This is a genomic window from Pseudomonas sp. NFIX10 (assembly GCF_900111955.1).
In the GTDB taxonomy this organism is placed as follows: domain Bacteria; phylum Pseudomonadota; class Gammaproteobacteria; order Pseudomonadales; family Pseudomonadaceae; genus Aquipseudomonas; species Aquipseudomonas fluorescens_AA.
On record NZ_FOKH01000004.1, the window covers coordinates 1 to 14914 of the forward strand.

Here is a 14914-nt window from a genome sequence, read left to right on the forward strand (position 1 = left end):
GATGCCTTCATCGCTTTTCTGGGCCTAGACCTGCGTATATCGGACTCAGGGAAAAAGAAGGGACGCCGCTGCCTGTCTAAGCGAGGTGACCCAGAGGCCCGTCGATTGATGCATAACGCCGCGATGTCGGCGAGGCGCACAGCGGCATGGAAGGGTTTTTATGAGGCACTAAGGGCCCGGGGACTCAGCACAACCGAAGCATTAGTAGCACTGGCCCGCAAGCTTGCCCGAGTGGTATTCGCCCTGCTGAAGAATCAGAGCGAATACTTACCGAAAGGCATTTAGGGGGTAGCCCTGCACCATAGAATCTCCCACAACAACCGGGGGAACCAGGGCGGCCATAAGGCCGCCTCGTGGTGGAGGTTGATCTCGGAACACCTCAGTTCAAAGCGCCATCGCAATAGCCTGACCAACATCCTGGGTCGAGCCCTGCCCGCCTAGATCAGGCGTGATCGGACCCTCGGCGATCACCTGCTCGATGGCCCTGAGAATCCCATCATGAGCCGCACGGTAGCGCTCATCGCCATTGCCGAGGAAGTCCAGCATCAAGGCGCCGGACCAGATCATCGCAATCGGGTTGGCGATGTTTCGTCCATAGATATCCGGCGCCGAGCCATGGACCGGTTCGAACAGCGAGGGGAACCGGCGCTCCGGGTCGAGGTTGGCCGACGGTGCAATGCCGATGGTGCCGGCGCAGGCAGGGCCCAGGTCGGACAGGATGTCGCCGAACAGGTTCGAGGCCACGACCACATCGAAATGATCGGGTTGAAGCACGAAGCGCGCGCAGAGGATATCGATGTGTTGCTTGTCCCAGGTGACGTCCGGGTACTGCTGCGCCATGAGCGCGGTGCGTTCATCCCAGTACGGCATGCTGATGGAGATGCCGTTGGACTTGGTCGCCGCGGTCAGGCGTTTGCACGGCCGGGTCTGGGCCAGGTCGAAAGCGAACTTGAGAATCCGGTCCACGCCGCGGCGAGTGAACACCGACTCCTGCAGCACGAACTCATGTTCGGTACCTTCGAACATCTTGCCGCCGATCGAGGAATACTCGCCCTCGGTGTTTTCGCGGATCACCACGAAGTCGATGTCCCCGGCTTCGCGTCCGGCCAGCGGGCACGGTACACCGGGAAACAGCCGCACCGGCCGGATGTTCACGTATTGATCGAAGTCCCGGCGAAACTTCAGCAGCGACCCCCACAGGGAAATGTGATCCGGTACCTTGTCCGGCCAGCCCACGGCGCCAAAGTAGATCGCGTCGAAGTCCTTGAGCTGCGCGAACCAGTCGGCGGGCATCATCTGCCCGTGTTCCAGGTAATAATCGCAGTGAGCCCAGTCGAGCACTTCGATGCTCAAATCCAATTGCCATTTCTTCGCGGCCTGCTCCAATACCCGCAGCCCTTCCGGCAGGACTTCCTTACCGATGCCGTCGCCGGCAATCGCGGCGATTCTGAATGGTTTGCTCATCAACCGTGCCTCCTCTCTTCAAATGCTGACCGGATCACAAGCCACCCATGTGGAAGGCTTTGACTTCAAGGAACTCGTCCAGGCCATACTTGCTGCCTTCACGCCCCAGGCCCGATTGCTTGATACCGCCAAAGGGGGCGACATCCATGGAGATGAGCCCGGTATTGAGCCCGACCATGCCGAACTCCAGCGCCTCGCCGAACCGCCATGAGCGGCGCAAGTCCTGGGTGAAGAAGTAGGCGGCCAAGCCGTAAGGCGTCGCGTTGGCCGAGGCCAGCGCCTCTTCTTCAGTGCTGAAGCGCATCAGCGGTGCAACCGGGCCGAAGGTCTCTTCATTGGCCAGCAGCATTCCGGCATGGGCCTCACCGAGTACCGTCGGCTGGACGAAGTGGCTGTTGCCCTTGGGGATTTCACCACAGAGTAGACGAGCGCCCTGACTCAAGGCCTCGTCGATATGTCGAGCGACCTTGCTGACCGCCGCCGTATTGATCAGTGGGCCTATGTTCACGCCGGCGTCCAGGCCATCGCCGACCTTGAGCTTGCCCACCTCCTCCACCAGGCGCTGGGCGAAGCGCTCGTAGATCCCGTCCTGCACCAGGATCCGGTTGGCGCAGACGCAGGTCTGCCCGGCGTTGCGGAATTTGCTGAGCATGATGCCGGTCACGGCCTGCTCCAGGTCCGCGTCGTCGAACACGATGAACGGCGCGTTACCGCCCAGCTCCAGGCTCAAGCGCTTGATGTGTTCGGCGCTCTGGCGCATCAGCAGGCGACCGACCGCCGTGGACCCGGTGAAAGACAGCTTGCGCACTGTCGGGTTGCCGGTCAGTTCTTCACCAATGGCGGTGGGCATGCCGGTCACAACGTTGAACACCCCGGCCGGAATGCCGACTCGCTCGGCCAACACCGCCAGTGCCAGGGCCGACAGCGGGGTCAGGTCCGACGGCTTGACCACGATCGTGCACCCGGCGGCCAGGGCGGGCGCGCACTTGCGGGTGATCATCGCGTTGGGGAAGTTCCATGGGGTGATCGCGGCGCAGACACCGACTGGTTGCTTGAGGGTCAGCAAGCGGCGATCAGCGCTGGGGGCCTGGATGGTTTCGCCGTAGACCCGTCGGGCTTCTTCGGCGAACCATTTGACGAAGCTGGCACCGTAGCGAATTTCGCCCTGGGCTTCCGCCAGCGGCTTGCCCTGTTCGCAGGTCAAGATCAACGCCAGGTCATCGAGGTTGTCGATCATGGCCTGATACCAGCGATCCAGCAGCGCCGCCCGCTCTGCCGCCGGACGTGCACGCCAGGCCGGCCAGGCACGGTCGGCGGCTTCGACGGCGCGCCGGGTTTCACTGCCTTGTATCGCGGGCACCCTGGCGAGCACTTCGCCGGTGGCCGGGTTGATAACGTCCACGGTCGCGGCGTTGTCGGCGCCGACCCACTGACCGTCGATGTAAGCGCGTTCGACCAGCAGGCTGGGGTCTTTCAGGCGATTCTTGAGCATGGTGTCGGGTCCTGTTTTGAGACAGCCTTCAGTCTATTGTTTCGCCCTGGACGAGGATGCTGAAAACGCCGGCCCTACAGCCGTGAATGCTGAAAATCAGCCTTCGACGGCATGCTCTACCGCGGGTGGGGATTGATCGCCGTGGGCCTCGATCAGGCGATGAAACCCATGGGGCTGCAGGTGTGACGGAATGTTCAATCAGGCAAATTAGCGGTGCATCGAGCCCACTACCCCTTGCAGGAAACGCTCGCCAGCGTCCATCTGGCTGATCTCGATGAACTCGTCAGGCTTGTGCGCCTGTTCTATCGAGCCTGGCCCGCAGACCACCACCGGCACATCCAGGCGTTGTTTGAACAAGCCGCCCTCGGTGCCGAATGAGACCTTGGCCGTGCCGGTGCCAGGCGCAGCAAAGTTTTTCAGGAAACGCACCGCTTCGACGCTCGGGTGGGTATCGAGGCCCGGATAGACGTTCAGGGTCTCGATTTCGATAGCGGCCACGCTGGAGAGCTTCCTGGCTTCGCCGACGATCAGTTCGGCGCGCTCACGCATCTGTTCCAGGAACCCGTCCAGGTCGTCCGCCGGCAAGTTACGCACTTCGAAGTCCAGGGTGCACAAGTTGGGCACGATGTTCAGCGCCTTGCCGCCGACAATCTGTCCAACATGCACGGTGCTGTAGGGCACGTCGTAATCGGTGTCCCGGGCGCCCTGCTCTTGCAACTGCTGCTGGCTCAGGCGCAGCGCGGCAATGAAATCGCAGGCCACGTGAATCGCATTGACCGAGCGCGGTGCCAGGGAGGAATGCGCTTCCAGGCCGCGACAGTAAGTCCGGTAAGAACCCTTGCCCTTGTGCCCGAGCACGAACTGCATATTGGTTGGCTCGCCGATCACGCACAGAAACGGCCGGACCGGTGCCAGGTGCAGCACATCGAGCAAACGACGCACCCCCACGCAACCGATCTCTTCGTCATGGGACAGGGCCAATTGCAATGGCCGGCTCAATGGCTGCTCGGTGGCCTCGAGCATGGCGTCGACAGCCAGTGCGATAAACCCCTTCATGTCGCAACTGCCACGGCCATAAATCCGCCCATCCTGCACCGTCGCCTCGAAGGCCGGAAAGGTCCAGGCCTGCCCCGCCGCCGGCACCACGTCGGTATGCCCGGACAGCAGGATCCCCGGCACGTCCCGTGGCCCGGTGCTGGCAAACAGATTGGCTTTCTTGCCGCTTTCATCCTGGACGATCAGTGACTCGATGCCCTTGGTCAGCAGCAGATCGCGCACGTACTCGATCAAGGCCATGTTCGATTCCGAGGAGACGGTATCGAAGGCCATCAGCCGTTTGAGAATGTCCAACACGCGGGGTTTCATGAGGCCTTGCTCCGTTGCTCGACTGAAAAGAAGAAACGCTTGATTCGACCAGCCTGAAGAAACGCCGGTTCATGCATACGCCGCCACGGTCACGTTGTTGGACTGCTGGGTCTTCATCAGTTCCGCACTGTCGTGGTGGCAGAGGATTTCACTGCCGCCCACGATCATCCGTCGTTGCGGCGCGACGCAATTGCACAAGCCGTCGACCCGCACCGGGCAGCGACTGAGGAAGGTGCACAGGCCGGGCACGTTGGCTTTGGGGCCAACGGACGGCAGCGTCTGGCAGGTTGTTGCCCCACAGGTTTCCAGCCAGCCCTGGCGCAGTTCCGGTACGCAATGGATCAGCAGGTCGGTATACGGATGGAACGGTGCCTCGGCATAGGATTGGCGCGTGCCGGCCTGGATCTTGTGGCCGCTGTACATCACCACGATGTCGTCACACAAGGCGCGCACGGTGGAGATGTCGTGGCTGATGAACAGATAGGACACCCCCAGTTGCTGGCGCAAATCGCGCAGCAGTTCGAGAATCGCCGCACCGACCACGGTATCCAGCGCCGAAGTCACCTCGTCGCAGAGAATCAGGTCCGGCTTGGCCGCCAAAGCCCGGGCCAAGTTGACCCGTTGCTTCTGCCCGCCAGACAGCTCGTTCGGACGCCGCTGCGCCAGCGCCCGCGGCAAACGCACCAGGTCCAGCAATTCGCCGATACGCTCGCGCAACGCCGCGCCCTTGAGACCGAAATACATCTTCAGCGGACGGCTCAGGATCGTGCTGACGCTGTGCATCGGGTTGAGCGCGGTGTCGGCATTCTGGAAGACCATTTGAATGCGTCGGAACTGCTCGGGGGTGCGCGACGACAGGCTGCCCCCCAGGGGGTGGCCATCGAAGGTCAACCCGCCAAGGGCCGGCATCAACAATCCGGCCACGACCCGTGCCAGGGTCGATTTGCCAGAGCCCGACTCACCGATGACACCGATGGCCTGGCCCCGGCGAATCGTCAGGTCAATGTCTTCCAGCACGCGAATCGCCGGCATGCCCTGGGCATTTTTGTTGCCGTAGCCGGCGGTCAGCCCCTGGATGGTCAGCAGTGGCGTCTCTTGGGCGATGTCGCTCGGCGGACGGATCGTCGTATCTGGTCGCGCCGCCGCCAACAAGCTGCGGGTGTATTCGTGGGCCGGGCCCTTGAGCAACGGTGCCGTGGCGCTGTGCTCGAAGATTTCACCGCCGTTGAGCACCACGATCTGGTCTGCCATCTGCGCCACGACCGCCAGGTCGTGAGACACATAGACGGCCGTGGCCCCACGTTCGCCGACCACTCGTTTGAAGGCCCGCAGCACATCGATCTGGGTTGTCACATCGAGGGCCGTGGTCGGCTCGTCGAGCACCACCAGCAACGGATCGCTGATCAGTGCCATGGCCGCCATCACCCGTTGCAGTTGTCCGCCGGACACCTGGTGAGGGTAGCGTCGGCCAATGCGCTCAGGGTCTGGCAGGGCCAGGTCGCGGAACAACTCGATGGCCTTGGCTTCAAGCACCGCCCGACTGCCCAGGCCATGAATCAGCGCGCCCTCCACCACTTGGTCGATCAGCTTTTTCGCCGGGTTGAATGCCGCTGCGGCGCTCTGGGCGATATAGGACACCCGGTTGCCCCGCAACTTCTGCAACTGGCTTTCGCTCGACGCCAGCATGTCATGCTCGCCGACCTGCACCACGCCACCCGCGAGGCGACAACCGCGCCGGGCATAACCGAGCAGCGCCAGGGCAATGGTGGTCTTGCCGGAACCGGACTCACCGATCAACGCCAACACTTCGCCCTTTTGCAGGGAAAAGCTGACACCCTTGACGATGTCCACTTCACCGCGCTCGCCACAGGCGACCACGCGCAGGTCCTGTACTCGGATCAATTCGCTCATTTCAATGACCTCCCGAACGTCGGCTACGTCGCGACGACAACCGGTCGATGAACAGATTCACACCGATGGTCAGGGTGCCGATGGCCAGGGCCGGAATCACAATGGCCGGCGCCCCCTGATTGAGGCCACCGATGTTCTCGCGCACCAGCGAGCCCAGGTCGGCATCCGGCGGTTGCACGCCCAGCCCCAGGAAACTCATGCCGCTGAGCAGCAGCACGATAAAACCGAAGCGCAGGCCCAGGTCCGCCAGGACCGGGTTGAGTATGTTCGGCAGGATTTCCACACAAGCGATGTACAGCCGGCGCTCACCACGGGTACGGGCCACTTGCACGTATTCCAGGGCTTCGATATTCACCGCCATGCTGCGGGCGATGCGGAAAGCGCCGGGGGTGTAGCTCAACACCGCCGTGCAGATCAGCAAAGTGACCGAGGAGCCGAAGGCCGAGACCATGATCAGCGCCAACATCTTGCTGGGGATCGAGATGAACGCGTCCATCAGGCGACTGATCAGCTCATCCAGCCACTTTGGCGACACCACCGACAACAGCGCCAGACTGGTGCCCAGGGTGCTGGACAACACCGCGGCCACCAACGCCAGGCCGACGGTGAAGCGTGCGCCGACAAGGATCCGGCTGAGCATGTCGCGGCCCAGGTAATCGGTGCCGAACGGGTACGTCGCGCTGAGGCTGTCGAAGACGTTGTCAGAGACCACCTCCCCCACCGGATGCGGCGCCAGCCACGGGCCGAAGATGGCCACCAGCAACCAGATCACACACATCGCGGCACCGACCAGGCCAAGCCAGGACTTTGCGTGGGCGTCTTTGCCCAGCCCCAGCGCAACGGCCGCCGTCGGGGACTTCACAATGAGATTGTTCATTGGTTTCTCAGCCTCGGGTTGGAAAGGATCGCGCACAGGTCGGCAATCAACACCAACGCCAGATACGCCGTACAAAACAACATGGTGCAGGCCTGCACCAGGGCCATGTCGCGGTTGGTCACGGCATCGACCATCAGGCTGGCGATGCCGGGGTAGTTGAAGATCGTTTCCACGATCACCACCCCGCCCAACAGATAGGACAGGCTCAGGGCGATGGCATTGGCGATGGGGCCAATGGCATTGGGCAAGGCATGGCGAAGGACGATCCGGATATTGCTGACGCCCTTGAGGCGGGCCATTTCCACGTAAGGGCTGTCGAGCTGATCGATCACCGCCGCCCGGGTCATGCGCGACATTTGCGCGACAATCACGCAGCACAGCGTCATCACCGGCAAGGCGTAGGTGCGCATGAATTGCCAGGGTGAGGTGATGTCACTGGCGTAGGACAGTGCCGACAACCAGCCCAGGTTCACGGCGAATATCAGCACCGCCAGGGTGGCGACCAGAAACTCCGGCACCGCCACCATGGTCAAGGTGAAGAAGCTCAGGAAACTGTCGATACGCCCGCCCCGTCCCATCGCCGAACCGATACCCAGGGTCAAGGCCACAGGCACCGACACCAACGCCGTGGCAGCCGCCAGCATCAAGGTGTTGGGGACCCGGCCGGCCATCAAGTCGACGACCGGCGTGGCATTGGACATCGACATCCCCAAATCACCGCTGAGCAGGCTCGTCAGCCAATGCAGGTAACGCAACACACCGGGCTGGTCCAATCCCATTTTCATCCGCAGGGCCGCCACCTGTTCCGGCGTGGCGAACTGGCCCAGCGCCTGTTGCGCCGCGTCCCCCGGCAGCACTGCCGTGATGGCGAACACCACCATGGAGACAATCAACAAGGTCACGACCGCCGCCCCCAGGCGGCGGCCGATCACCCAGAGTGTGTTGCTGTTCATCATCCGACCCTCACGCAATATGGCCCAAACCCGACGGTCATCAGGCATCCAGCCAGACTTGCTCGGCAAACATGTAGCCCATGAAACCGCCCAGGGGGTTGGCGCCGTAACCCTTTACGCGCTGATCGGCGCCATCGATGTTGCTGATGAATACCGGTACGCCGATGCCACAGTGCTCATGCACCAGCACCTGCATGTCGCCGTACATCTTGCCGCGCTTGACCTCGTCGGTTTCACCTCGGGCCTGCACCAACAGCTGGTCGAACTGTTCGTTTTTCCAAGCGGATTCATTCCACGGTGCGCTCGACTGGAAGAACTGCGAGAACAGCATGTCGGCATTGGGCCGCGGGTTGATGTTGCCAAAGCTCAATGGGTGCTTGGCCCAGTGGTTGGACCAGTAGCCATCGCTCGGCAGGCGGTTGACGTTGAGCTTGAGTCCCGCCTCCTTGGCGGACTGCTGCAGCAGCACCGCGACGTCCACCGAGCCGGTCGCCGCTGGCGAGCACATCAGCGGCATGCTGATGTCTTGCATGCCGGCCTTCTTGAGCAGGAACTTGGCCTGTTCCGGATCGTAGGCCCGTTGTGGCAACTCGGCATTGTAGAAGCGTGCACCAGGTGCGATCGGATGATCGTTGCCGACCCTGGCATAGCCCCGGAAGATCGCCGACTTGATCTGTTCCCGATCCAGCAGCAACTTCATGGCCTGGGTGAACTCCGGTTTTTGGCCCGGCATCTGGTCCTGACGGATGATCAGGTCAGTGTAGTTGCCCGACGGTGAATCGATGACCTGGTGCTTGGCGCTGGCCTTGATGCGGGTCGTCGAGCGTGGGTTGACCTCGTTGACGATGTGCACGTCCCCCGACAACAGGGCGTTGATCCGTGACGATTCGTCGGCAATGCCGATGAATTCGATCTCGTCCAGGTACGGCAAGCCGGGTTTCCAGTAGTTGGTATTGCGCACACCGATGGAGCGCACCCCGGGCTTGAACTCCTTGACCTTGAACGGACCGGTACCGATGCCCTGGCTGAAATCGCTGGTGCCCTCGGGAACGATCAACATGTGGGAGACGGCCAGGATCGACGGCAGCTCCGCGTTGGGACCGCTCAACTGTATCTGCACTTCGTGGGGGCCGACGGCTTTGACTTCGGCGAACTGCGACGCCAGCGACAGGACCTTGGAACCGGTGATCGGGTCCTTGTGCCGCAGCAGCGAAAACACCACGTCGGCAGCGGTCAGTGCCTTGCCATTGTGGAAGGTCACTTCCTTGCGCAGGCTGATCACCCAAAGCGTGGCGTCGGTGGTGTCGATACGCTCGGCCAGTTCCAGTTGCGGCACCATGTGGCTGTCGAAACGCGTCAGCCCGTTATAGAACATGTAATGGCGCACATAGTCGGTGGACGACGAACCTTTGGCCGGGTCCAGGGTGTCGGCGGTGGAACTGGTCGAGCCGGCGACGCGAATGCGCCCGCCAGGCTTGCCTTTGCCAGGGGCGGCGGGTTCCTCATCGGCGAACAGCTTGCCGGCGGCGCCGAACAGGCTGCCCGCTCCCGCCACGGCCACCCCGGCCAACCCCAGCATTTGCAATGCATTGCGGCGTGACATGCCGCGATTGAGCCCTTCGAAAATGCGCAGACTTTCCGTACCTGTTATCAGCTGGGTGTCGATACTGTTTTTTTCGTCAGTCATGTCAGTTCTACCTTTCGGAAATGGCTCGATTGCTCGCGATTAACGCAATGTGTTGAAACGTGAAGCGTCTCCCGCAACTCAGTGCAAATAGTCTTGAAGGCGGTAGTACGCACCGACCAGAGGCAAAAACCAGGGTTTGCCGAAATGACCGGGGATGGCCGGCCAATCGAGTTCGCGCCAAGGGTTGGCCTCGACCTTGCCCGCCATGACGTCGGCCATGACTTGCCCCATGTGCACCGACATCTGCACACCATGGCCGCTGTAGCCCATGGAGTGATAAACCCCTCCGTGCTGGCCGGCCCGGGGCAGCCGATCGGAGGTCATGTCCACCAATCCGCCCCAGCAATAATCGATCTTCACCCGGGCCAGCTGCGGGAACATCTGCACCATCGCCGCGTGCAAGACTTTGCCGCTCTTGGCATCGGACACGCTGTCAGACATGGCAAACCGTGCCCGCCCGCCAAACAGCAAGCGGTTGTCCGGGGTCAGGCGGAAGTAGTTACCGATCATGCGGCTGGTGACATAGGAACGGTGCGCCGGCAGCAAGCTGTCGATCAGCGCCTGGGGCAACACCTCGGTGGCGATCACGAAGCTGCCCACCGGCACGATCCGCCGCCGATACCAGCCCAACCCACCCTGCTGGGAGGTGCCGGTGGCCAGCAGGACCTGTGTGGCCTGTAGCGATCCCTTGGTGGTATTGACCCGATAGCCGCCGGCACTGGCTTTCCAGTCCGTGACGGAGACGCCCTGGAAAATCAAGGCGCCGTGACGGACGGCGGCCTCGGCCAACCCGACCCCGAAGCGCCCGACGTGCATCTGCACGCCGTTGCGCTGCAACAAGCCACCATGGAACTGGGCCGAGTTGACTTCAGCGCGGGTCTCTTGCGCAGACAGCAATTCGACCTCGGCATCGACCTCGCGCCGAATCAATTCGCAGGTGCGCGCCAAACCTTCGTAATGCATGGGCTTGGCCGCCAGCTTGAGCTTGCCATTGCGTGTGAAGTTGCAGGCAATCTGCTCCTGCTCCACCAGCGAGACGACGCTCTGCACGGCGCTTTCATAGGCCTGGTAATAGGCGCGGGCTTTATCGGCGCCGAGGCTGGCACTCAGGGCCGCGTAGTCCTGGGCCACGCCGGTATTGCACTGGCCGCCATTGCGCCCCGACGCCTCGCCAATGACCCGCCCGCCTTCCAGCACCACCACATTGGCCCCCTTCAAGGCCAGGGCCCGGGCCGCGGCCAGGCCAGTGAAACCACCACCGACGATGGCCACATCGACCTGCCCGGGCAACGCACCGAGCTGGGCACCGGTAAATGCCGGTGCGGTATCGAGCCAATAAGACTCACTGCCCATGTCTAACCCCTTATGCCTTGAAGAGTGCCCAAAGACTCAGAGACCGACCAGGCCGGCCAATCCGCCGATGTCCGGGATCTGGTGGTAGTTGTAGCCAGCGTTTCCAGGCAGTTCATGACCACGGGCCACGAACGCTTTGTGCTTGATCTTCATGTCGTGGGCCGACATCAGGTCATAACGGAAGCTCGAGGACACGTGCAGGACATCCTCCGGCCCGCAGCCGAGGTTATCGAGCATGAATTCGAAGGCCGCCAGGCGCGGCTTGTAGGCTTGGGCTTGTTGAGCCGTGAAGACTTTATGGAACGGTGCGCCGAGCTTGTCGACGTTGGACATGATCTGCTCGTCCATCGCGTTGGAGAAAATCACCAGAGGAATCTTATCGGCGATTTTCGACAGGCCGGCCGGTACGTCGGCATGGGGCCCCCAGGTCGGGACGGCATCGTAGTAGAGCTGACCTTCGCCTTTGTACTCGACACCCCAACGCTTGCAGACCCGGGCCAGGGCAGTCTTGAGAATTTCATCATAGGGCCGCCAGTCACCCATCACCTGGTCCAGGCGATAGGCCGAGAAATCCTTGACGAACTGGTCCATCTGCTCGGCAGGGACCCGATCGGCGAACAGTTCGCGCGTCATGGTCCCCATCTGAAAATTGGTCAACGTGCCGTAGCAGTCAAAGGTAATGAACTTGGGGCGAAGGAAGCTCATGAGTGCAGTCCTGAGTGATGGTTGAGGTCATGAGGGGCAAGCGGTTGCGCCGTTCCGAAAGCCCGGGTGCAACGCTGCATCACGGATTTATTACAGCATCATGAGACCGTGCATAAACGGTTAAAAGTATAGGCCCCTTGGCACAAACCACCGTTTTTCGGGGCCTGCTCAGCAGACTGTGCGGGATGCGCCATGCACGGGCATTTGCGCCGTTTTCAAGGCGTTTGCGGACATTTATGGTGCGTAAAAAACCACTGGAAACGCCACACACGGCAGAATCTACGCCTGCAAACGAAAACGGGCGCAGCCCCTTGGGATGCACCCGTTCAGTGTTTTGCCGGTGAGTTTCCGGCGCCTCAGAACTCCGCGACCTTGCCCCAGGCCGAAGATTGGAAACGGTCCGGGTGATAGGGACGCGGATCAACCAGTGGCGGCATGTCACAGACAATGTCGGCGATCAAATGGCCCGCACCCGGCCCGATGCCGAAGCCATGGCCACTGAACCCCGCCGCCAGCACCAGGCCAGGCAAGCTGGCTATCTCGCCGATGCCCGGGACCCCGTCCGGCGTGCTGTCCACATAACCTGCCCAGGCTGCGGTGACCGACGAGGTTTTCAGCAGCGGGATCAGGTCTACCGCGCGCTTGTAAGTCAACTCGACCGTCGAAGCGTCTGCCTTGGGATCGAGAATTCGCATGCGTTCCATCGGCGTCGGCTGGTCCAACCGCCAGCGCCCCAAGCCCTCGTGTCCCGATTGAAAGCCTTCCAGGCCGCCCGGGGCCAGCTTGCGCCAACGACGCTGGAACATCGGCAGGAACTGCGGGGCGAAACGCAGCAATTGCAAGGTAGGGTCAACACGCCCTCGGCCACTGATGGCCAGCGTGATCCCGCCATCGGAGCGACGGGTCATGGAGACTTCATCCGTGTGGAGCGCGTCCGGTATCTCTTGGGCACTCTTGGAAACCGACAGTATCGTCTGGCGAATGGACGCCTGGGGAAACCGGATGCCGTACTGACGGCAGAAAGAGGACGCCCATGCGCCACCGGCGAGCACCGCGAGCCTGGTGCGAATGGTGCCCTTCTCGGTGACGACGGCAGACAACCGGCCACCCTCGGTCTCGAGGCCACGGGCGGCGCAGCCCTGGTGCACCGTGCCGCCCAGTTTAATGATGGCCCGTGCGACCGCCGGGGCGGCACGGGATGGGTCTGCCGTACCGTCGGTAGGTGAAAAGACCCCGCCTTTCCAAGGCTTGCCGGTCACCCGCCCATGTTGAGCGGCCTGCTCCGCCGTCAGCATGTGGGTTTTCACATTGACGGTACGGGCGAACTCCCCCCATTTCGCCCAACCGGCCAGCTCTTTCTCGTTGTTGCTCAAGTAGAGCAAGCCACACCTTCTGAAACCTGTGTCCTCACCGGTCTCTGCCGCGAACTGCTCCCAAAGATCCAGGCTCTTGGTCGACAGCGGCAGTTCGCGAGCGTCTCGATTCTGCTGACGGCACCAACCCCAGTTTCGACTCGACTGCTCCGCACCCACGCGGCCTTTCTCCACCAGCGCGACCTTCATGCCGCGCTTGGCCAGGTAATAGGCCGTGAAGGTTCCGATAATGCCGCCGCCGATCACGACAACGTCAGCGTGCGTCGGAAGCTCAGAATTCGTCTCTACGGAAATTAACGGTGCTGGCATTTTAGGGATGTCCATGAAGGCCGGGGAATTTGAAGGTACGTCTTCTTCAGACGGTCGCGGGTGCATCGGCCATGCACTGAGGGCGGCGACCAGGGCAAGCCGCTACTTCGTTCTGGAAGCATCAGTGCCACGCTGAATCATGGTGTTATTACAACACCAAGAAACCGTGCATAAACGGTTAAAAGTATAGGTCGCCTGGTACAAACCACCGTTTTGCGGGATGTGTTCAGCAGACTTTGCGGAGCGCTTCGGATGGGAGGTTTTGATTATCTGTTTCACGGAACACATGCTGGCATTCATTTAGCTGGGCCATCGCTATCGCGAGCAAGCTCGCTCCCACATTGGATTTTCTGCAGACAAAAATAGGTGCTCAGTCCTCTGTGGGAGCGAGCTTGCTCGCGATGACGCCGGCCCATTCAACGTCCCATCGACGATGGAACCACCTTCGCGGGCAGTCTGCCGATCATGCTTTCAATGCCTCCTCCAGAAACGCCACCAAGGCCTGCACCCGCGGGCTACGCAGTTTTCGTGAAGGCACCAACAGGTTGATCGGCGCACTGTCGAATTGCCAATCCGCCAACACCCGAACCAGACGCTTGTCGGCAATGGCGTCACTGACATCCCATTGCGAACGCAGCACCAGCCCCAGGCCTTGCTCGGCCCAGCGTCGAGCCACGCTGCCATCGTTGCTCAGCATCGCGGGCTCGATGCGCAGGGTTCTGCGCCCCTGCCCCTTGCGCAGATGCCACAGCGTGACGTCTTCATCATTTTCACGGATGCAAATGCAACGGTGCTCGGCAAGTTGCTCAGGCGACGACGGCGTGCCGTGCCGCTCCAGATAGGCAGGGCTTGCGCATAACCATCGTTCATTTGACGTGAGGCGTTTGGCGACCCACAGGCTGTCATTGAGGTGACCGATGTGAATCACTGCATCGCTGTCGTGACGATCCGGCCATGGCGTTTCGCGTAAATCCAGGTGCAGGCACAACTGAGGGTGCAGCCTGGCGAAGCGCGTCAGCAGCGGTGCGATGCGTAGCCGCCCATAGCCGAACGGCGCCGCCAGCCTGAGGGTGCCAACCAACTGCTCGTCCCGTTGCTTGAAGGACTCCGGGAGCGCTTCCAACTGCTCCAGCAAACGTGCGCTTTCCCGGGAGAAACGCTCGCCATCGGCGGTGAGACTCAGGCGTCGGGCATCGCGATTGGCCAGCGTCAGGCCGAGCAGCGTCTCCAACTTGCGCAGACGCATGGACAGCGCGGGAGGTGAGACATTCAGGCTTCTGGCGGCGGCGCTCAACGATTCGGCGCGCGCCAGCGTCACGGCCAGACGCAGGTCCTCGATGGAGATCATTCAATTCTACTTAATGATTGATGACGCCTCATTGAACCATACCTTTACGACAGCTTTATAGAGTGGGCCCTGTACCC

General features: G+C 61.8%; 12 protein-coding genes. 1 reads left to right on the forward strand and 11 read right to left on the reverse strand.

Annotation, left to right across the window (positions count from 1 at the left end):
• The coding region (locus tag BM321_RS04825) for a transposase (protein ID WP_139218362.1) at positions 1 to 285 on the forward strand (285 nt) is incomplete at its 5' end.
• A 99-nt stretch (positions 286 to 384) separates the two neighbouring features.
• Here the strand turns inward: BM321_RS04825 and BM321_RS04830 are convergent.
• From BM321_RS04830 to BM321_RS04880, 11 genes are all read right to left on the reverse strand, one after another.
• Positions 385 to 1464, reverse strand: a complete 1080-nt coding sequence (locus tag BM321_RS04830; protein WP_092441714.1) for a tartrate dehydrogenase — start codon at positions 1462 to 1464, stop codon at positions 385 to 387.
• Positions 1465 to 1498: 34 nt separating this feature from the next.
• On the reverse strand, positions 1499 to 2956 hold the full coding sequence (locus BM321_RS04835) for an NAD-dependent succinate-semialdehyde dehydrogenase (RefSeq protein ID WP_092441715.1): 1458 nt from the start codon (positions 2954 to 2956) through the stop codon (positions 1499 to 1501).
• 207 nt (positions 2957 to 3163) lie between these two features.
• Entirely contained in the window at positions 3164 to 4321 is a 1158-nt protein-coding gene (argE, locus tag BM321_RS04840; RefSeq protein ID WP_092441716.1) for an acetylornithine deacetylase, read from the reverse strand.
• A 69-nt stretch (positions 4322 to 4390) separates the two neighbouring features.
• On the reverse strand, positions 4391 to 6232 hold the full coding sequence (locus tag BM321_RS04845; RefSeq protein WP_092441717.1) for an ABC transporter ATP-binding protein: 1842 nt from the start codon (positions 6230 to 6232) through the stop codon (positions 4391 to 4393).
• A 1-nt stretch (position 6233) separates the two neighbouring features.
• Positions 6234 to 7109 (reverse strand): ABC transporter permease, encoded by an 876-nt coding sequence (locus tag BM321_RS04850; RefSeq protein ID WP_053121195.1) that lies wholly within the window; start codon positions 7107 to 7109, stop codon positions 6234 to 6236.
• Positions 7106 to 8062, reverse strand: a complete 957-nt coding sequence (locus BM321_RS04855; RefSeq protein ID WP_092441879.1) for an ABC transporter permease — start codon at positions 8060 to 8062, stop codon at positions 7106 to 7108. Before BM321_RS04855 ends, BM321_RS04850 begins: the two co-directional genes overlap by 4 nt.
• 40 nt (positions 8063 to 8102) lie before the next feature.
• Entirely contained in the window at positions 8103 to 9749 is a 1647-nt protein-coding gene (locus BM321_RS04860) for an ABC transporter substrate-binding protein (protein ID WP_092441718.1), read from the reverse strand.
• Between the two features lie 78 nt (positions 9750 to 9827).
• Entirely contained in the window at positions 9828 to 11102 is a 1275-nt protein-coding gene (locus tag BM321_RS04865) for an NAD(P)/FAD-dependent oxidoreductase (RefSeq protein ID WP_092441719.1), read from the reverse strand.
• Between the two features lie 36 nt (positions 11103 to 11138).
• Positions 11139 to 11807, reverse strand: coding sequence for a haloacid dehalogenase type II (locus tag BM321_RS04870; RefSeq protein WP_072405582.1), 669 nt, complete (start codon positions 11805 to 11807; stop codon positions 11139 to 11141).
• Positions 11808 to 12163: 356 nt separating this feature from the next.
• The gene (locus tag BM321_RS04875; protein WP_092441720.1) at positions 12164 to 13489 is read right to left on the reverse strand and encodes an NAD(P)/FAD-dependent oxidoreductase; all 1326 of its coding nucleotides are present in this window, start codon (positions 13487 to 13489) and stop codon (positions 12164 to 12166) included.
• 463 nt (positions 13490 to 13952) lie between these two features.
• Entirely contained in the window at positions 13953 to 14837 is an 885-nt protein-coding gene (locus tag BM321_RS04880; protein WP_092441721.1) for a LysR family transcriptional regulator, read from the reverse strand.
• Positions 14838 to 14914 lie beyond the last annotated feature (77 nt).

Coding starts and splice junctions, on each gene's coding strand:
- BM321_RS04830 (WP_092441714.1), bottom strand. CDS start 1,464: ATGAGCAAACCATTCAGAATCGCCGCGATTGCCGGCGACGGCATCGGT.
- BM321_RS04835 (WP_092441715.1), bottom strand. CDS start 2,956: ATGCTCAAGAATCGCCTGAAAGACCCCAGCCTGCTGGTCGAACGCGCT.
- argE (WP_092441716.1), bottom strand. CDS start 4,321: ATGAAACCCCGCGTGTTGGACATTCTCAAACGGCTGATGGCCTTCGAT.
- BM321_RS04845 (WP_092441717.1), bottom strand. CDS start 6,232: ATGAGCGAATTGATCCGAGTACAGGACCTGCGCGTGGTCGCCTGTGGC.
- BM321_RS04850 (WP_053121195.1), bottom strand. CDS start 7,109: ATGAACAATCTCATTGTGAAGTCCCCGACGGCGGCCGTTGCGCTGGGG.
- BM321_RS04855 (WP_092441879.1), bottom strand. CDS start 8,062: ATGAACAGCAACACACTCTGGGTGATCGGCCGCCGCCTGGGGGCGGCG.
- BM321_RS04860 (WP_092441718.1), bottom strand. CDS start 9,749: ATGACTGACGAAAAAAACAGTATCGACACCCAGCTGATAACAGGTACG.
- BM321_RS04865 (WP_092441719.1), bottom strand. CDS start 11,102: ATGGGCAGTGAGTCTTATTGGCTCGATACCGCACCGGCATTTACCGGT.
- BM321_RS04870 (WP_072405582.1), bottom strand. CDS start 11,807: ATGAGCTTCCTTCGCCCCAAGTTCATTACCTTTGACTGCTACGGCACG.
- BM321_RS04875 (WP_092441720.1), bottom strand. CDS start 13,489: ATGCCAGCACCGTTAATTTCCGTAGAGACGAATTCTGAGCTTCCGACG.
- BM321_RS04880 (WP_092441721.1), bottom strand. CDS start 14,837: ATGATCTCCATCGAGGACCTGCGTCTGGCCGTGACGCTGGCGCGCGCC.